Here is an 18,229-nt window from a genome sequence, read left to right on the forward strand (position 1 = left end):
GCGCCACCCGGCCGGTCCAGAATCAGGAGAAAGCCTTGGCGGCTAGGTCCCAGACCTGCTCGAAGGCGTTGATTTCGGTGGGGTTGAAGCGGTTCTTGGTGACGGCGACCGAGATGCCGGTGGCGGTGTCCGCGTAGGCGGCGCTGCCTCCGATGCCGACCATGCCGAACACAGTCGGCGCAACAGGCCGCATCCCAACCTGGCCGACGGTGTAGCCGAGGGCGTACTGGGCGGGGCCGCCGGTCATTTCGTCGTTGCCGGTGGTTGAGAGGGAGGAGATCTTCTGGAGGCGGGCCGGGCTCACCAGGCGTACGCCGTCGACGTCGGTCAGGAGGGCCGCGTACATGCGGGCCAGCGAGCGGGCGGTCGCGGTGCCCCACGCGGGGATGTCGGCCATTGTCACGGCGGCATTGTTGGCCAGGGCCGCGTTGGGGAACAGCGATCGGGGGCCGGACTTGAAGAGTGGGAAGTCGGGTGGCAATGAGGCGAACATCGCTGCGCCGGCCGGGTCGTCCTCGAAGTGCGCCACCCGGCCGAGCTCGGAAGCCGGTACGCCGAAGTACAGCTCGTTCTCGATGCCGAGTGGCTCACCGACAACCGAGGCGAGCACAGTGGAGATCGGTGACCCGGTCGCGCGCCGGACCACCTCGCCGAGGATGAAGCCGAACGTCACCGCGTGATATCCGACGCGAGAGCCCGGCACCCACCATGGCTCCAACGAAGCGATCAAGCTGCACATCGCGTCCCAGTCACAGAAACGCGACAACGTCAGATCCGCCGGCACAGCCGGTATGCCGGCCGAGTGCGTCAGCACCTGCCGCACCGTCGTCGACTCCTTGCCATGAGCCCCGAACTCCGGCCACGCCGAAGCCACCAACGTGTCGTAGGACAACACCCCCTGCTCGACCAGCACATGCACGACGGTCGAGGTCACGCCCTTCACCGTCGATGCCGCATAGAACAGCGTGTCCGACGTCACCGGCCGCCCAGTCCGGTGGTCAGCGACGCCGGCCACGGCATCCACGATCAACTCCCCATGCCGGTAGACAGTGGCCTGCACGCCGTTCTCCGCGCCCGACGCCACCAGCCCCTCGATGACGTCCACAACTTGCTCCTGCAACTCGTTCATACCAGCTCCTCGTTGACGACTCTCAGTACCGGGTCGGAGCCGCTGCGGCAAACTTGACATGGTGCCGAGATGCGTTTTTCACACAAGATGTGCGACACGCGGCGAGTCGAGGCACTAGATGTGGGGTTCGGCGAGTTAAGGTCTCTCCACTGGTCGTCAGGGGAATCCGGTGAGAATCCGGGGCTGCCCCGCAGCGGTAAGCGGACAAGCAGTTCCCGTGAGCCCGAATACCTGCGACCGGTGCGCGTGCCGCCGGCACGCGCTGTCCGAGACCTCGAGGGCGGGTCGCAGGGCGAGACAGCAGCAGACCGTCGGGTTGGCGCGCAACAGCAGTGCAGCAGCAGTACTGCGCGGGCAGCCCACGGGTGGAGTCTGGGCTCCTCGACGATCTGCGTCGCGCGTCCCGTCATGCGCTCAACCGGGTCCCGGTCGTCAAGAGACTCGCGTGGAGAGAGCGCTTGTGACCATCGTTTCTGCAGGTCAGTCGGCCCAGGCCGCACCCCCGAACCAGCTCACCGTCGTACGCCGGGACGGCAACAGCACCGCCTTCGATCCGACCAAGATCTCGGTCGCCCTCAGCAAGGCGTTCCTCGCCGTCGAGGGCACGGAGGCCGGTGGCAGCCACCGCGTCCGCGACCTGATCGCCGACCTCACCGCCAAGGTCGTCGACACGCTGACCAGCCGTGGTGACGCCCGGCGCAGCGTCCAGGTCGAGGACATCCAGGACCAGGTCGAGCTCACCCTGATGCGGGCCGGCGAACACCAGGTCGCCCGTGCCTACGTCCTGTACCGCGAAGAGCGCACCAAGGCCCGTACGCCGGAGAACGCCGCCGAGCTCAGCACCACCCCGGTCATCACCGTGAAAGCGGCCGACGGCAGCACCGCTCCCCTGGACGTCGACCGCCTCCGCGTCATCGTCGCCGAGGCAGCGGCGGGCCTCGACTCCGTCGACGCCGAGCTGATCCTCAACGAGACGCTCGGCTCCTGCTACGACGGCATCGCCCAGCACGAGGTCGAGCTGGCCTTGGTGATGGCGGCTCGCGGGTACGTCGAGACGGAACCGGAGTACAGCTTCGCCGCCGCCCGTCTGCTGCTCGACCAGATCCGTCGCGAGACCCTCGGCCGGGTGCACGGTGAACCCCGCCAGGCGAGCCAGGCCGACATGGCCACGGCGTACGTCGACTACTTCCCGAAGTACATCCAGACCGGGATCGAGGCCGGGCTGCTCGACCCCGAGTTGGCCACGTTCGACCTGGCCAAGCTGGCCGCGGCGATCCAGCCCGAGCGCGACCTCGACTTCGCCTTCCTCGGCCTGCAGACCCTGTACGACCGTTACTTGCTGCACATCGACAAAACCCGGTTCGAGCTCCCGCAGGCCTTCTTCCTCCGGGTCGCGATGGGCATCTCGCTGAAGGAGGAGAACCGCGAGGACCGCGCGATCGAGTTCTACGAGCTGCTCAGCTCGATGCGGTTCATGTCGAGCACGCCGACCCTGTTCAACTCCGGTACGACGCGTCCGCAGCTGAGCTCCTGCTTCCTCACCACCGTCGACGACGACCTGTCCGGCATCTTCGCCGGCATCCGCAACAACGCGCTGCTGGCGAAGTACTCGGGTGGTCTGGGCAACGACTGGACCCCGGTCCGCGGGATCGGCGCCAAGATCCGCGGCACCAACGGCGAGTCGCAGGGCGTCGTACCGTTCCTGAAGATCGCCAACGACACCGCCGTCGCGGTGAACCAGGGCGGCAAGCGCAAGGGCGCGGTCTGCGCGTACCTCGAGACCTGGCACATGGACATCGAGGAGTTCCTCGACCTGCGCAAGAACACCGGTGACGAGCGTCGCCGCACGCACGACATGAACACCGCCAACTGGGTGCCCGACCTGTTCCTGCAGCGGGTCGAGTCCGGTGGCGACTGGACGCTCTTCTCCCCCGACGAGGTCCCGGACCTGCACGATCTGTACGGCACCGCGTTCCAGACGGCGTACGAAAACTACGAGCACAAAGCCGACAAGGGCGAGATCCGGGTGTTCCGCCGGGTCAAGGCCGTCGACCTGTGGCGCCGGATGCTGACCGTGCTGTTCGAGACCGGTCACCCCTGGATCACCTTCAAGGACGCGTGCAACCTGCGCTCGCCGCAGCAGCACGATGGTGTCGTGCACTCGTCGAACCTGTGCACCGAGATCACCCTGAACACCACCGTCGACGAGACCGCGGTCTGCAACCTGGGCTCGGTCAACCTGGTCGCCCACCTGACGGACACCGGTCTCGACGCCGAGCTTCTGAAGCGCACCGTCAAGACGGCCGTCCGGATGCTCGACAACGTGATCGACGTGAACTTCTACACGACGCCGGAGTCGGAGCGCGCCAACCAGCGTCACCGTCCGGTCGGCCTCGGCCTGATGGGCTTCGCGGACGCGCTCTTCGCGCTGCGCATCCCGTACAGCTCCGACGCGGCCGTCGCGTTCGCGGACAGCTCGATGGAGCAGATCAGCTACCACGCGATCGAGGCGTCGAGCGATCTCGCCGCCGAGCGCGGCCGATACCAGACCTACGAGGGCTCGCTGTGGAGCCAGGGCATCCTGCCGATCGACTCGCTCGAGCTGCTGCGCCAGGCGCGCAACGGCGACCTGACCGTCGACACGAGCAAGCAGCTCGACTGGGACGCGCTGCGCGGCAAGGTACTACGGGATGGCATGCGCAACTCCAACGTGCTGGCGATCGCGCCGACCGCGACGATCTCCAACATCTGTGGGGTCAGCCAGTCGATCGAGCCGATCTACCGCAACCTGTTCGTGAAGTCGAACATGTCGGGTGAGTTCACCGTCGCCAACCCGTACCTGGTCGCGGACCTGAAGGCGCGCGGGCTGTGGGACCAGGTCATGGTGTCCGACCTCAAGTACCACGACGGCATCCTGTCCCAGATCGACCGCGTACCGGCCGACCTGCAGGAGCTGTACGCGACCGCGTTCGAGATGGACCCGCTGTGGCTGGTCAAGGCGGCGTCGCGCCGGCAGAAGTGGCTCGACCAGGCGCAGTCGCTCAACCTCTACATGACGGCGCCGTCGGGCAAGGCGCTCGATGAGCTGTACCGGTCGGCGTGGCGGTACGGGCTCAAGACCACGTACTACCTGCGCTCCCAGTCGGCCACGCACGTCGAGAAGTCCACGCTGCAAGGCACGGATGGCCGGCTCAACGCAGTACCGGTCACTCCGCCGAAGCCTGCTCCCGAGGTACCGATGGACGACTCGTTGCTGGATGCACCCAATGTCTGCCTGATCGACGACCCTGACTGCGAGGCCTGCCAGTGACCACCACCAGCAATGTGACCGGGCTGGGCTCGATCGCCGTCGGCGCATCCCGGATCGAGGTCGCCGACAAGGCGATGATCAACGCGCGGGCGGACGTCAACCAGCTGCTGCCGCTGAAGTACCAGTGGGCCTGGGACAAGTACCTTGCCGGATGCAACAACCACTGGATGCCGACCGAGGTCTCCATGCAGGCCGACATCGCGCTGTGGAAGTCGAAGGACGGCCTCACCGAGGACGAGCGGCTGATGCTGAAGCGCAACCTCGGCTTCTTCGCCACCGCGGAGTCGCTGGTCGCGAACAACATCGTGCTCGCGGTCTACCGCCAGCTCACCAACCCCGAGTGCCGGCAGTACCTGCTCCGCCAGGCGTTCGAGGAAGCCGTGCACACGCACACCTTCCAGTACATCTGTACGTCACTCGGGCTGGACGAGGGCGAACTGTTCAACATGTACCGCGAGGTGCCGTCCATCTCCGACAAGGACGCGTGGGCGCTGAAGTACACGCAGCACCTGGAGGACCCTGACTTCAAGACCGGGACTCCTGAGTCGGACACGGACTTCCTGCGGGACCTGATCGCGTTCTACGTGGTCTTCGAGGGCATGTGGTTCTACACCGGGTTCGCGCAGATCCTGTCGCTCGGCCGGCGCAACAAGATGGTCGGGATCGCCGAGCAGTACCAGTACATCCTGCGCGACGAGTCGATCCACCTGAACTTCGGCATCGACTGCATCAACCAGATCAAGCAGGAGAACCCGCACCTGTGGACAGCTGAGTTCCAGGCCGAGGTACGGCAGATGCTGACCGAAGCGTGCGAGCTCGAGGTCGCCTACGGCCGGGCCACCATGCCCAACGGCATGCTCGGCCTCACGGCGGACCTGTGCGAGCAGTACATGCACTTCGTCACCGACCGGCGCGCCGAGCAGATCGGCATCGCCCCGATCTTCGGCGAGACCCGCAACCCGTTCGGCTGGATGTCGGAAATGATGGACCTGAAGAAGGAGAAGAACTTCTTCGAGTCCCGCGTCATCGAGTACCAGTCCGGCGGCGGCCTCAGCTGGGACTGAAGTAGTCACCTAGAACACCCACCGGCGACCTTGAACAGGTTATTACCTGTTCAAGGTCGCCATGTGGTGTTCAAGGTCGCCCGATCTGGTTCAGCTGTGGGTTTTGGCCAGCAGTTCCAGTACTTCGGCTGTGGTGCCGGATTCGCCTAGGCGGGGGAAGATCCAGGTCAGGCTGTTCTTGTGGGCATCCTCGTTGAGGTCGGTCATCGCGTCGGTGGCGAGGGTGACGTTGTAGCCGTGTTCGTAGGCGGCTCGGGCTGAGGACTCGACGCCGATGCTGGTGGCGCGGCGAGGGCTTTCGGTGCGGCCGGGGAGGCTGTCGGCGGGAGTGGTCTCGACGCGGACCAGTACAACGGGGAGTTGCTTGGCGCGGAATGCATCAGCCAGTTCTACCGAGCGGGCGACCACATCAGCGGTGGTCAGCGGCGTACCGGGGAGGGCTACGACGGCGTTCTGCAAATCTATGACTACGAGTGCGGTCTTCGGGTCGAGGGTAGTGAGTGCCACTGGGAATGACCTTTCAGCTGGGTTGGCCGATCCGGCGGAGCGAGCGGTCCAGGAGGGTGATGATCAGCAGCAGGGAGCTGGTGATCAGGAGGAAGAACGACAAGTGGTGGAGGCCGGTGGTCGAGGCGCCGGTCTTGAAGAAGGTGGCGTTGGCGGCGGCGGCCATGAGCGCGCCCAGGTAGGTACCGGTACGAAGCAGGCCGGCCGATGAGCCCATCCGGGCCGGATCCGCTTGGTGGTAGAGCGCGTTCTGATTGGCGAGGCCGTTGAGTCCCTACGGGAATCCGGCCGTGATGCCGAGTCCGACGAGCAGCCAGAGAGCGCTCCCCGACTCAGCCAGCTGAAGGCCGGCAACGGCGAGCAGCAAGATGATGCTTCCGGCAACAAGTTTGCCCCGTACCTGAGCCCGCCGCCCCGTGATCGCGGTGATCACGATCGCGGCGCCCGACATCGGCAGCAGCACCAGCCCGGCGGACGAGGCACTCAACGAGCGGCTCTCCTCCAGCCATTGGGCGAACCCGTAGAGGAACGAGTAGCTGACCACGAACGACAGCACCTGCCGCGCATAGGTCGCCAGCAAGGGCGCATTGCCACCGAGCACGCGCAGGTCGATGAACGGTTCCAGCGTCCGGAGTTCGCGCCAGGCGAAGGCTGCGCCAAACCCAATGGCGAGCACCGGCAGGTACAGGCGATTCACGGCAGGCAGCATCAGGAAGACCATCAGCGACACCAGCATCGCCGCGAACAACACGATCCCCGCGTAGTCCAACCGCTGCCCCGTCCGTACGCCGGTCGAGCGCCGAGGCAGCCAGAACCAGCCGAGCACAACGCAGGCGACCGACAGCGGCACGTTGATCGTGAAGATCAGATGCCAGCCACCCAGCCCGATCAGCACTCCACCGAGCGTCGGGCCGATCACCGCGATGACCTGGTTGGCGATCGAGAGGGCACTCAGTACGCCGGTCGGGCTCTCCTGGCCGGTGCGGTCGGACTCGCTGCGGATCAGCGACATCGAGGCCGGGTACGCGGCCGAAGTACCGAAGCCGAGCAGTACTCGGGAAGCGATTAGGAAGCCGAGGCTCGGCGCCAGCGCACCCATCAACCCGGCGACTCCGACCAGCGCGGTGCCGATCAGGTAGAGCCGCCGCGGTCCATAGGTGTCGACCAGTTTGCCCATCACCGGCTGGCCGACCGCCGTCGCGAGGTACAGGCCCGTCACCAGCCAGGCCGTCTGGGAGGGCGGGATGCCGAACGCGGCGCCGATCGGGATCAGGGCGACCGCGAGCATCGAGGAGTTGATCGGGTTGAGGATCGAGCCGAGCATCATCGGCGCGATCAGCTTGCGATCGAAACTCGCAGAACTCACGCCTGGGTCACTTCATCCAGCAATGCCAGCGCCTCGATGACGGTCTGCCGTTGCGCCTCGGTGCATCGCTCCTGCAAGGTCGTGGCCAGCCACTCCTGCCGGACCTGCCGGTCGCCTTGCAAGCGGTCGGCGCCCGCCGTGGTCAGCGAGATCAGCTGCTTGCGGCCGTCGCCGGGATCAGGGGTCCGCTCGACGAAGCCCAGCTCGACCAGCGCCGCGACCGTCGCCGCCATCGACTGCGGCCGCACCCGCTCGGCGACTGCGAGATCGCTCGCCGACGCCGGGCCGGTCTTGTCGAGCCGGCTCACCACCGACTCCTGCGACGGCGTCAGATCCGTCGTCGACGCCACTGCGCGCAACCGGCGGCGCAGGCGACCGAAGGTCACCCGCACCTCGCTGGCCGCCAGCGCGGCGGACTCCGAGATCTCCATGGCTTCGACCCTAAACTCTTCAGTCCAGACTGTCCAGTCCAGACTGTCTATTTTATCGTTGGCGCAACCAACAAACTTGGCGTATCGTTGGTGCCACCAACAAAGGAGCGCATGATGATCGAGCCGTTCACGATCGACGTACCGCAGGCCGACCTCGACGACCTGACCGACCGCCTCGCCCGCACCCGCTGGCCCGACGAGCTGCCGGACGTCGGCTGGGACTACGGGATCCCACTCGCCCGGGTGAAGGAGCTGGCCGAGTACTGGGCGACCGGTTTCGATTGGCGCAAGCACGAGGCGCGGCTGAACGAGCTGCCGCAGTACACCACCGAGATTGACGGGCAGCGGATCCATTTCGTGCATGTGAGATCAGCCAGGGAGGATGCTTTGCCGCTGATCCTCACCCACGGCTGGCCGGGATCGTTCCTCGAGTTCGAGCAGCTGATCGAGCCGCTGTCCGCAGAGTTCCACCTGGTGATCCCGTCCATTCCAGGCTTCGGATTCTCCGGACCGACGCACGAGAAGGGCTGGGATGTCCCCCGAGTCGCCCAGGCCTGGGCGGAGCTGATGAGCCGCCTCGGCTACGACCGGTACGGCGCCCACGGCGGCGACTTCGGGTCCGGCATCTCCCGCGCGCTGGCCGGCATCGCACCCGACAAGGTGATCGGGGTTCACCTCACCTACCTGCCCGGCCCGCCGCCGCCCGGCGTGACGTTCGACCTCGACGAGGAGGACACCCGGCGGCTGGCCCGGATCAAGGAGCTGATCGCCAGCAGGCCGGCGTACCAGTCACTGCAAGCGACCCGGCCGCAGACGATCTCCTATGCACTGACCGACTCCCCCGTCGGCCAGCTCGCCTGGATCGCCGAGAAGTACACCGAGTGGACCGATCCGGAGTCCCCGATTTCCCGAGACGAAATCCTGACCAACGTCTCGCTCTACTGGCTCACCGGCACAGCCGGATCATCAGCCAGACTCACCAAGGAAACCGCCGGCATCGCCCCACCGACCTGCCCGGCCCCCATCGCTGTCGCGGTCATGCCGCACGACATCACGCTGGCCGTCCGGGCTCACGTCGAGTATTTGTTCGACGTCCGCCAATGGACCGAATTCGACCACGGCGGCCATTTCTCCGCCCTGGAAGTCCCCGAGGCTCTGGCCGCCGACATCACGACCTTCTTCCAAGGGCTCAGCAGTAGCTGACCTCGAGGACGCCGATGATCTTGTCGAGACGGGCGGCGACCCGGCCGGCGTCGAAGCCGTTGCCTTCGACAACGATGTGGAGGGTGCAGGTCTCCAGGCAGAGCTTGAGTTCGCGGACGTCGTACGGGTTCAGCTGGACGGCGATCCGGGCGAGCAGGCCGCGGGTCTCCACGATCTGAGCCGTGAAGGTGGTGAGGATCCGCTCCGGTACGACGTAGGTCTCGACCGGGTCCAGGGTTGCCAGGGTAGTCATCGCACGACCTCCTTGTGGCGAAGCAGACCGTAGGTGACGCCGTCGACCAGCGCCTCCCAGGAAGCCTCGATGATGTTGTGGCCGACCCCGACGGTGAGCCAGGAACCCTCACCATCGGCGGTCTCGATCAGGACTCTGATGACCGCGTCGGTGCCGTGACCCTGGTCGAGGATCCGGACCTTGTAGTCGACCAGGTCGAACTTGCTGACGACCGGATAGGCGCGCTCGATCGCTGCCCGCAAGGCGTGGTCGAGCGCGTTGACCGGACCATTGCCTTCGCCCGTGACGATCTCGCGCTCACCATTGGCGACCAGCTTCACCGTCGCCTCGGAGACCGCTTCGCCGTCGGCGCGCGACTCGGTGATGACCCGCCACGACTCGACGTCGAAGAAGCTCACCCGTTGCCCGGCGACCTCTTCGGTCAGCAGCAGTTCGAAGGACGCGTCCGCAGCCTCGAAGGTGTAGCCGCGCGACTCCATCTCCTTCACCCGGTCCGTCACCCGGCTGACCAGATCGCGGTCGTCGCCGAGCTCGAAGCCGAGCTCGCGGCCCTTCAGTTCGACGCTCGCCCGGCCGGCCATCTCCGAGACGAGCATCCTCATGTCGTTGCCCACCAGGGCCGGATCCGTGTGCTGGTAGAGATCGGGATCCACCTTGATGGCACTGGCGTGCAGTCCCGCCTTGTGGGCGAAGGCTGACACACCGACGTACGGCTGCCGGGTCGACGGCGGCACGTTCGTCACTTCGGCGATCGCATGCGCGATCCGGTACGACTCGGCGAGCCGTCCGGGCGGGAGGAGTTCCATCCCGCGCTTGAGTTCGAGGTTGGCCACGACCGCGAGGAGATCGGCGTTGCCGGTACGTTCGCCGTACCCGTTGATGGTGCCCTGTACGTGCGTGCAACCCGCCTCGACGGCAGCGATCGAGTTGGCGACCGCGCAGCCGCCGTCGTTGTGGGCGTGGATGCCGAGGCGCGCGCCGGTGTTCTCGAGTACGTCGTGGACGATGTCCTGCAGCTCCCGCGGAAGCGTTCCACCGTTGGTGTCGCAGAGCGCGACGACGTCGGCGCCGGCCTCGGCCGATACCCGGACCACCTCCAACGCGTAGGCACGGTTGGCCCGGTAGCCGTCGAAGAAGTGCTCGGTGTCCAGGAAGACCCGCTGGCCGTGCTCACGCAGGTGCCGCACGGTGTCGGCGACCATCCGCAGGTTCTCGTCGAGCGTTGTGCGCAAGGCCCGCTCGACGTGCGCATCGTGGCTCTTGGCAACCAACGTGACGACGGCCGCGCCGGACTCGCGCAGCGCCGCTACCTGCTGGTCGTCGGCTGCCGGCGTACCGGGCTTGCAGGTCGCGCCGAACGCGGCGAAGGTCGCGTGCCGCAGGTGCAGCTCGGTCCGTGCCCGCTGGAAGAACTCGGTGTCCTTGGGCACCGCGCCCGGCCAGCCACCCTCGATGAAGCCCACCCCCAGGTCGTCCAGGTGCTGGGCGATGGCGATCTTGTCGGCCACTGACAACGCCAGACCCTCCTGCTGCGCGCCGTCGCGCAGGGTGGTGTCGTAGACGTGGAACTCGTCGGTTGTGCTCACGGAATCGCCTTCCGATGGGGGCTGCAGGCAAACACTTCAGGCATCGCTTCAGGCAAACAAAAAACCTCCCGCAAGGTGCGAGAGGTCTGCGCGCTCAGGTACAGCTGGCTGAGCGCGCCTAGTTAATAATGATCACGTAGGTCTTCATGACATTTGGCAGTCTGCCATAGGAATTCCACGGCGCGGCCGATTGTCTCGAAACGCGAACATCCAGTACGTCAGCCTGTACTACGTCGCCCACCGGAGTACTGAATTACGCGGTGAGTGACCAGCCCGGGTCATCCCAGGCAGCGTAGAAGTCCTCCCGGCTGAGCGGGCGCAGACCCCATTCCTCGCGATTCAGGCCTTCCTCGGTGAGCGCGCCGTCCTCGTCCTCGAGCCGCTGCCACCAGTACCGCAGTACGGTGCCGTCCTCGCCGACCTGCAACTGCCGGACGATGACCCACTCGCGCTCGTGCCAGACCGCCTCGAACAGCCAGTCCGTGCCGTACTCGTCCGCGCGGGCCCCGAAGGTCCGGGCGCCGGTCCCCCGATCGAGGTCGCGGATCAGCTCCACCGAGGCCCGATAGGCCCGCACGGTGTCCGGCTGCCAGCCGCGTTGATCAGCCAGCTCCGCGTAGTACGCCTCAACCTCATCCGGAAAGCCGCTCATACCCTCGCCCTCGACTGGCTGCCAATCACTCGACCCTACCGGGCCGACCCCGGTCGAGGCCTGAGAGGATCCTGATGAAATCCGGTGGGTCGAAAGGACACGATGAAGCAATCCCCGTTCCGGCTGGCGTCCCTTGCCTGCGGCATCGCCGCACTCGTGGTGCTGGCGCCGACCTGGTTCACCTTCGGCGGATCGCCGGGACACGAGGCTTACCGCGCCAGCGGCTTCGGCCTGACCGGCGTGATTCCGGGTCAGGACCACTCGCCGACCGGAGGTGTCGGCGTCCTCATGGTGCTGGTCTGCGTGGTGGCCGCGATCGCGATGCTGGTGATCCCGCCCGACGACAAGGCCGCCATGGTGCTGGCCGGCGCCGGCCTGATCGCCACCGGCGTCATCCTCGCTGATCGTGGTCAGCGGATGGTCGGAGTATCAGCCACTTGGGCGCCCTACGCGGAGGCCGCGATCTGGCTGGTGGCGGTCGTCGTCTGCCGCCGGGCGCAGCCGCCCAGCAAAAAGCTCCGGCGACCCTGAGGTCACCGGAGCCTTTCTGTGCTGGGGTCAGCAGACCTTGGTCATCCAGCCGTGCGTGTCGGTGGTACGGCCGTACTGCAGGTCCAGCAGCGCTGAGCGGACGGCTGCGGTGACCTTGCCACCCTCGCCGTCTGCGACCTGGACCTCGCCACCGTTCCACTTGAGGGAGGCGACCGGGGTGATCACCGCGGCGGTCCCGCAGGCGAACACCTCCTGGATCCGGCCGGACGCCGCCCCGTCGCGCCACTCGTCGATCGAGATCTTGCGCTCGGTGACGGTGTAGCCGAGGTCGGTGACCAGCTTCAGGATCGAGTCCCGGGTGATGCCCTCGAGGATGGTGCCGGACAGTTCCGGCGTGACGACCGTGCTGTCGTCGAGTACGAAGTACAGGTTCATCCCGCCGAGCTCTTCGATCCACTTCTTCTCGACCGCGTCGAGGAAGGCGACCTGATCGCAGCCCTGCTCGATGGCCTCGGCCTGGGCGAGCAGCGACGAGGCGTAGTTGCCACCCGTCTTCGCCGCGCCGGTACCACCGGGGGCGGCGCGCGTGTACTCCTCGCTGAGCCAGATCCGGACCGGCTTGACGCCCTTGGCGAAGTACGAGCCGGCCGGTGAGGCGATCGCACAGTACGTGACCTGGGCCGACGGCCGGACGCCGAGGAACGGGTCCGAGCCGAACATGAACGGCCGCAGGTACAGGGAGGTCTCGCCACCGGTCGGGACCCAGGCCTTGTCGAGCTCGATCAGCTGACGCAGCGAGTCCAGGAACGCCTCCTCCGGCAGCTCCGGCAGCGCGAGCCGCTGGGCGGAGCGGTTGAACCGCGCCGCGTTCGCCTCGGGCCGGAACATGTGGATCGAGTCGTCGGGGTGCCGGTAGGCCTTCATCCCTTCGAAGATGGTCTGGGCGTAGTGGAACACCGAGGTCGCCGGAGACAGCTCCAGCGGCCCGAAGGCGGTGATCCTCGCGTCGTGCCAGCCACTGTCCCGGGTCCAGGTGGCGATCGCCATGTGGTCGGTGAAGTACTGCCCGAATCCTGGGTTCGCCAGGATCTGGGCGCGCTGGTCGTCGCTGGCCGGTTGGGTGTTTGGCTCAACGGTGAACTGCAAATCCGCGCTCATAGGCGCACCGTACCTGTTGGAGAAGTGGTCATGCGAGCCCTCCGCTGTCAGCCCGCGGCGCGCTTGGCGATCGCGTCACCGATCTCCGAGGTGGTCCGGGGCGCGCCCGTACGCTCCTCGATGTCGGCCGTCACGGCCGCCTCGATCGCCGCCGCCGCCTCGGTCAGGCCGAGGTGGTCGCAGAGCAGAGCGGTGGACAGGATCGCTGCCGTCGGGTCCGCTTTCTGCTGGCCGGCGATGTCCGGCGCGGAGCCGTGCACCGGCTCGAACATGCTCGGCGCGGTCTTGTCCGGGTTGATGTTGCCGCTCGCGGCCAGCCCGATGCCACCGCTGATCGCGGCGGCCAGGTCGGTGATGATGTCGCCGAACAGGTTGTCGGTGACGATCACGTCGAAGCGGGCCGGGTCGGTGACCAGGAAGATCGTCGCCGCGTCCACGTGCAGGTAGTCGACGGTGATGTCGGGGAACTCGACCGCGACGGCGTCGACGGTCCGCTTCCAGAGGTGACCGGCGTATACGAGCACGTTGTTCTTGTGGACCAGCGTCAGCTTCTTGCGCGGCCGCGCCTGCGCCCGGGCGAACGCGTCACGGACGACCCGCTCCACGCCGTACGCCGTGTTGACGGAGACCTCGGTCGCGATCTCGGCCGGGGTCCCCACGCGGAGCGCGCCACCGTTGCCCGTGTACGGACCTTCGGTGCCCTCACGGACGACGACGAAGTCGACCTCGCCGGGGTTCGCCAGCGGCGAGCCGACACTCGGGTAGACCTTCGACGGACGCAGGTTCACGTAGTGGTCCAGGGCGAACCGGAGCTTGAGGAGCAGGCCGCGCTCGAGCACACCGGACGGCACTGTCGGGTCGCCGACGGCGCCGAGCAGGATCGCGTCGTGGCCGCGGATCTCCTCGAGCTCGGCGTCCGGCAGCGTCTCGCCGGTCTCGTGCCAGCGCTTCGCGCCCAGGTCGTACTCCGTGCGCTCGAACGTGACGCCGTAGTTCGCGCTGACCGCGTCGAGGACCTTGAGCGCCTCGGCGGTGACCTCGGGACCGATCCCGTCGCCACCTACTACTGCCAGCTTGAACGACTTTTGCGTGCTCACTTCTTGGGTTCTCCCCCGTTGTCGCGGCGGTTCATGGCCTCTTGGACTGGTTGGGTCTCGGCCTGGCGTGGGGCTGGGCGGCGACGGCGGGCGGCCTTGCGCTCGCGTCCGTCGACGACCTTCCAGTTGGCCGGATACATGTCGTACATGCTGCTCTCCCGTTTGGTCTGGTGCTTGTCACAAACGGCCGACGACTGGCATTACCGGGCGGGAGGTACGCCGAAACCCGCGCCGGGGAGGTCGGCCTTAGCGGACCCCGGCGCGGCAGCGAATAAGACGTACCGCGAACTGCATGATGGGTCCGAAGATACTCTGGCGTGCGACTATTTCGCCACAATGCGGGCACGCTGTCCCGGTATGTGAGATACCAGTGACACGACTGGACCAATGCTGTGCAAGTCTCAACCGGTGAGTGCTCCCCCAGAACTGCCGCCGCTGGTCTCAGCGGCCCTCAGCCTGTCCGGACGCCGTGGATTCGTCAGCGCGACGCGCAACGAGACCGGCCGATTGCTCGCCACCCTGGCGGCTTCCCGGACCGGAACGCTCGGCGAGGTCGGTACCGGCTGCGGCGTCGGGTCGGCCTGGCTGCGGCACGGCGCGACCGACGACACCAAGATCGTCACCGCCGAGAGCGACCCGCAACTGGCTCAGGTGGTCAAGGAGCTCTTCGCCGACGACGGCCGGATCGAGGTCCTGTCGGCGGACTGGACGGCACTGATCGAGCGCGGCCCGTTCTCGTTGCTCTTCGTCGACGCCCGCGAGGCCAAGCTGTCGGCCCGCGACGTGATCGCGGAGGCAGTCGAGCCGGGCGGCTTCGTAGTACTGGACGACTTCACCCCGTCCGCCGTGTGGCCGCCGATGTACGAAGGCCGCGTCGACACCCTGCGCCAGGAATGGCTCCAGGACAAACGCTTCACCACGGTAGAGATCATGGTCGCCACCGACGCCGCAGTCCTCCTCGCCACCAAGCGCTAGGAACTCCTTCGACGGGTGGTACCCCGCCCACGCCGGCTCGTACCTCGCCTGCTCCCCACCCCCCAGCTCCGTGGCTCCTCCGTCGCCACTCCCGCTGCCTTCGCCAGGGGGTGAGGCGCGCGGGACTTCGCCCCACCCCTCACCAAGAAGTCCACCACTGCGTTCCCCACCGGCTCCCCGATGGACCAGAGCTAGGCTTTTGGCGCTGGACCGCGCTCATCTGAACTGGGAGTAGACATGCAAGCACTGAAGCTTTCGAACGGCGCTGAGATCCCCGCACTCGGGCTGGGGGTCTGGCAGGTACCAGAGGGCCCGGTCACCGAAGCGGCGGTGACCGCGGCGCTCGAGACCGGGTACCGGCTGATCGACACGGCTCAGGCGTACGGCAACGAGTCGAGCGTCGGCCGAGCGCTCCGGAGCAGCGGCGTACCGCGGGAGGAGATCTTCCTGACGACGAAGTTCCTCCCGAGCCACCGCGATCCCCTGGCCGAGATGGAGAAGAGCCTCGAACGGCTCGACACCGACTACGTCGACCTGTACCTCGTCCACTGGCCGCAGGGCGGGCCGACGGCCGCCTGGTCCGGCATGGAGGCAGCCCACGCCGCCGGCCTGGCGAAGGCCATCGGCGTCTCCAACTTCAGCGCCACCGAACTGGCCGAGGTAATCAAGGCCAGCGAAGTAGCCCCCATGGCCAACCAGTTCCAGTACAGCCCGTTCCTGGACCGCCGAGCTCTGGTCGACGCCTGCCTAGCCTCCAACGTAGTCCCCCAGGGCTACAGCCCCCTGGGAACCGGCGAACACCTAGACGACCCAGTAGTAGCCAAGCTGGCAGCCGCCACCGGCCGCACCCCCGCCCAGGTCCTGATCCGCTGGTCCCTCCAACGAGGCGTCTCAGTCATCCCCAAGTCGTCCACCCCTAGCCGAATCCAGGAAAACTTCGCCGCCTTGGACTTCGAACTAGACGAGGACGCGATGGCAGCCCTGGACGCCCTAGACACCTCCGGTCACACCGCAGACGCAAAGGCCCCCGGCCAGAAGTGGTGGTCCTGACCACCTCATCGACCTGATCGATGACGGGTTTTCGTACCGCTGGCGGCCTGCATCACGCCATCGGCCACAAAACCCGCCAGGCCGTACTCCGGAGTACCGGGCTGAAAAGCAGGTGGGCCCGAGCGCGCTCCCGGTGGGAGGGCTCGGGCCCTGGCCGGCCGCCATGCGCCTGCGGGCGGCAGGCCGGACCTGTGCAACCAGTTTGCCTTTCCCCTGGGGCCACAAGCGACCCCAGGGGTGTTTTAACTTCTCAGACCTCGAGGTCGACCGCGCGAGCGGTGTCGGCCTGTACTGCGGTGGCGATGTCGTCCAGCACCGACGTCGGGATGCTGGAGTCGACGCTCAGCGCCACCAGCGCCTTGCCGCCCTTGCGGTCGCGGCTGACCTGCATGCCGGCGATGTTGATCTCGGACTTGCCGAGGATCCCACCGACCTGGCCGACGATGCCGGGCCGGTCCTCGTAGCTCAGGAACGCCAGGTGCGCCGCCAGCTCGACCTCGAGGTCGAAGCCGTCGATCTCGACCAGCCGCTCGGACTGCTTGACGCCGACCAGCGTGCCGGACACGGACACCTGTCCACCGTCGGCGAGCGTGCCGCGCAGGGTGATCAGGTTGCGGTGCTCCGGGCTGTCGTGGTCGGTGACGAGCCGGACCTCAAGCCCACGCTCGGCCGCCAGCAGCGGCGCGTTCACGTACGACACGTTGTCCTCGACCACATCGGCGAACACGCCCTTCAGCGCGGCCAGCTCGAGCACCTTCACGTCGTACTGCGTGATCTCACCACGCACCTCGACGTCCAACTGCTGTGCGACCCCACCAGCGAGAGCGGTAAAGATCCGCCCCAACTTCTCAGTCAACGCGATCCCCGGCCGGACGTCCTCGGCGATGACCCCGCCCTGGACGTTGACCGCGTCGGGCACGAGCTCACCCGACAGCGCGAGCCGGACGGACTTGGCGACGGCGATACCGGCCTTCTCCTGCGCTTCCTCGGTGGAGGCGCCCAGGTGCGGCGTGGCGACGACATTCTCGAACTCGAACAGCGGCGAGTCGGTGCACGGCTCTTTGGCGAAGACGTCGAGCCCGGCCGCGGCAACCCGGCCCTCCTTCAGCGCGGAGTACAGCGCGGCCTCGTCGACGATGCCACCGCGGGCGGCGTTGACGATGATGACCTCGGGCTTGACCTTGTGCAGCTGCTCGTCGCCGATCAGCCCGATCGTCTCGGGCGTCTTCGGCAGGTGCACGGAGATGAAGTCGGACGCGGCCAGCAGCTCGTCCAGCGACGCGAGCCGGACGCCCATCTGGGCGGCGCGGCCGGCCTGCACGTACGGGTCGTACGCGATCACGTTCATGCCGAAGGCGGCCAGCCGCTGGGCGACCAGGACACCGATCTTGCCCAGGCCGACGATGCCGACGGTCTTCTCGAACAGCTCGACGCCGGAGAACTTCGACCGCTTCCACTCGCCGTTCTTCAGCGAGAGGTCGGCGGCCGGGACGCGGCGGGCGGCGGCGAGCAGCAGCGCGACGGCCAGCTCGGCGGCGCTGACGATGTTGGAGGTCGGCGCGTTGACGACCATCACGCCGGCCTGGGTGGCGGCCTTCACGTCGACGTTGTCGAGGCCGACGCCGGCGCGGGCGACCACCTTGAGCTTCTTGGCGGCGGCGAGCGCCTCGGCGTCCACCTTGGTCGCGGACCTGATCAGGATCGCGTCGACGTCGGCGATGGCCGGGATCAGCTCGGCGCGGTCGGCGCCGTTCGCGTGCCGGATCTCGAAGTCGGGGCCGAGCGCCTCGACGGTGGCCGGGGACAGTTCTTCGGCGATCAGGACGACGGGCCGTTGAGCGTCAGTCATCAGAGATGTCTCCTGCAGAAGCGGTTGGGGGCTCGAAGAGTCAGAGCACCGCGCTGTGCCCGCTGAACACGATGTTACCTGGTCGCCGATCCGGCTGCCCGCAGGGT

At 67.2% G+C, this 18,229-nt stretch carries 18 protein-coding genes and 1 riboswitch; of the genes, 6 read left to right on the plus strand and 12 right to left on the minus strand.

The window, feature by feature from the left end; all coding sequences use genetic code 11:
• Positions 1-22 precede the first annotated feature (22 nt).
• A complete protein-coding gene (locus tag OHA70_RS38265) occupies positions 23-1,129 on the minus strand; it encodes a serine hydrolase domain-containing protein (protein WP_328326518.1) in 1,107 nt (368 codons plus the stop codon).
• A gap of 136 nt (positions 1,130-1,265) precedes the next feature.
• Positions 1,266-1,382: riboswitch (cobalamin riboswitch) on the plus strand.
• 207 nt (positions 1,383-1,589) lie between these two features.
• Here OHA70_RS38265 and OHA70_RS38270 point away from each other — a divergent pair.
• Both OHA70_RS38270 and OHA70_RS38275 read left to right on the plus strand, forming a co-directional pair.
• On the plus strand, positions 1,590-4,439 hold the full coding sequence (locus tag OHA70_RS38270; RefSeq protein ID WP_328326520.1) for a ribonucleoside-diphosphate reductase subunit alpha: 2,850 nt from the start codon (positions 1,590-1,592) through the stop codon (positions 4,437-4,439).
• Complete coding sequence (locus OHA70_RS38275) at positions 4,436-5,503, plus strand: ribonucleotide-diphosphate reductase subunit beta (protein ID WP_328326522.1); 1,068 nt, start codon at positions 4,436-4,438, stop codon at positions 5,501-5,503. Before OHA70_RS38270 ends, OHA70_RS38275 begins: the two co-directional genes overlap by 4 nt.
• Positions 5,504-5,593: 90 nt before the next feature.
• Here the strand turns inward: OHA70_RS38275 and OHA70_RS38280 are convergent, their stop codons facing one another.
• From OHA70_RS38280 to OHA70_RS38295, 4 genes are read right to left on the minus strand one after another with little or no spacing between them, the layout of a single operon-like run.
• Positions 5,594-6,010, minus strand: a complete 417-nt coding sequence (locus OHA70_RS38280; RefSeq protein ID WP_328326524.1) for an isochorismatase family protein — start codon at positions 6,008-6,010, stop codon at positions 5,594-5,596.
• 13 nt (positions 6,011-6,023) lie between these two features.
• A complete protein-coding gene (locus tag OHA70_RS38285; RefSeq protein WP_328326526.1) occupies positions 6,024-6,227 on the minus strand; it encodes a hypothetical protein in 204 nt (67 codons plus the stop codon).
• 57 nt (positions 6,228-6,284) lie between these two features.
• Positions 6,285-7,376, minus strand: coding sequence for an MFS transporter (locus OHA70_RS38290; RefSeq protein WP_328326528.1), 1,092 nt, complete (start codon positions 7,374-7,376; stop codon positions 6,285-6,287).
• Positions 7,373-7,807, minus strand: coding sequence for a MarR family winged helix-turn-helix transcriptional regulator (locus OHA70_RS38295; RefSeq protein ID WP_328326530.1), 435 nt, complete (start codon positions 7,805-7,807; stop codon positions 7,373-7,375). The genes OHA70_RS38290 and OHA70_RS38295 overlap by 4 nt, the downstream gene beginning before the upstream one ends.
• A gap of 114 nt (positions 7,808-7,921) precedes the next feature.
• On the opposite strand from OHA70_RS38295, the gene OHA70_RS38300 reads away from it, so the two are divergent.
• Positions 7,922-9,010 (plus strand): epoxide hydrolase family protein, encoded by a 1,089-nt coding sequence (locus OHA70_RS38300; protein ID WP_328326532.1) that lies wholly within the window; start codon positions 7,922-7,924, stop codon positions 9,008-9,010.
• Here the strand turns inward: OHA70_RS38300 and OHA70_RS38305 are convergent.
• From OHA70_RS38305 to OHA70_RS38315, 3 genes are all read right to left on the minus strand, one after another.
• A complete protein-coding gene (locus tag OHA70_RS38305) occupies positions 8,997-9,263 on the minus strand; it encodes a hypothetical protein (RefSeq protein WP_328326534.1) in 267 nt (88 codons plus the stop codon). The two genes, OHA70_RS38300 and OHA70_RS38305, sit on opposite strands and share 14 nt — an antisense overlap.
• Complete coding sequence (gene cimA / locus OHA70_RS38310; RefSeq protein WP_328326536.1) at positions 9,260-10,849, minus strand: citramalate synthase; 1,590 nt, start codon at positions 10,847-10,849, stop codon at positions 9,260-9,262. The genes OHA70_RS38305 and cimA overlap by 4 nt, the downstream gene beginning before the upstream one ends.
• A gap of 253 nt (positions 10,850-11,102) precedes the next feature.
• The gene (locus OHA70_RS38315) at positions 11,103-11,501 is read right to left on the minus strand and encodes a hypothetical protein (protein WP_328326538.1); all 399 of its coding nucleotides are present in this window, start codon (positions 11,499-11,501) and stop codon (positions 11,103-11,105) included.
• A gap of 102 nt (positions 11,502-11,603) precedes the next feature.
• On the opposite strand from OHA70_RS38315, the gene OHA70_RS38320 reads away from it, so the two are divergent.
• Positions 11,604-12,032, plus strand: coding sequence for a hypothetical protein (locus OHA70_RS38320; RefSeq protein WP_328326540.1), 429 nt, complete (start codon positions 11,604-11,606; stop codon positions 12,030-12,032).
• 27 nt (positions 12,033-12,059) lie between these two features.
• Here OHA70_RS38320 and OHA70_RS38325 read toward each other — a convergent pair whose 3' ends face one another.
• The 3 genes from OHA70_RS38325 to OHA70_RS38335 are packed head-to-tail and all read right to left on the minus strand — an operon-like array spanning position 12,060 to position 14,397.
• Positions 12,060-13,151: a branched-chain amino acid aminotransferase gene (locus tag OHA70_RS38325; RefSeq protein ID WP_328326542.1), complete on the minus strand. Its 1,092-nt coding sequence runs from the start codon at positions 13,149-13,151 to the stop codon at positions 12,060-12,062.
• Between the two features lie 47 nt (positions 13,152-13,198).
• Positions 13,199-14,248 (minus strand): 3-isopropylmalate dehydrogenase, encoded by a 1,050-nt coding sequence (locus OHA70_RS38330; RefSeq protein WP_328326544.1) that lies wholly within the window; start codon positions 14,246-14,248, stop codon positions 13,199-13,201.
• Complete coding sequence (locus tag OHA70_RS38335) at positions 14,245-14,397, minus strand: hypothetical protein (RefSeq protein ID WP_020392829.1); 153 nt, start codon at positions 14,395-14,397, stop codon at positions 14,245-14,247. Before OHA70_RS38335 ends, OHA70_RS38330 begins: the two co-directional genes overlap by 4 nt.
• Positions 14,398-14,656: 259 nt before the next feature.
• Here OHA70_RS38335 and OHA70_RS38340 point away from each other — a divergent pair, with 259 nt between their 5' ends.
• Both OHA70_RS38340 and OHA70_RS38345 read left to right on the plus strand, forming a co-directional pair.
• On the plus strand, positions 14,657-15,223 hold the full coding sequence (locus OHA70_RS38340) for an O-methyltransferase (RefSeq protein ID WP_328326545.1): 567 nt from the start codon (positions 14,657-14,659) through the stop codon (positions 15,221-15,223).
• Between the two features lie 237 nt (positions 15,224-15,460).
• Positions 15,461-16,273: an aldo/keto reductase gene (locus OHA70_RS38345; RefSeq protein ID WP_328326546.1), complete on the plus strand. Its 813-nt coding sequence runs from the start codon at positions 15,461-15,463 to the stop codon at positions 16,271-16,273.
• 250 nt (positions 16,274-16,523) lie between these two features.
• Here OHA70_RS38345 and serA read toward each other — a convergent pair whose 3' ends face one another.
• Positions 16,524-18,122, minus strand: a complete 1,599-nt coding sequence (gene serA / locus OHA70_RS38350; RefSeq protein ID WP_328326548.1) for a phosphoglycerate dehydrogenase — start codon at positions 18,120-18,122, stop codon at positions 16,524-16,526.
• Positions 18,123-18,229: the final 107 nt, after the last annotated feature.

This window comes from Kribbella sp. NBC_00382, from assembly GCF_036067295.1.
Lineage (GTDB): Bacteria > Actinomycetota > Actinomycetes > Propionibacteriales > Kribbellaceae > Kribbella.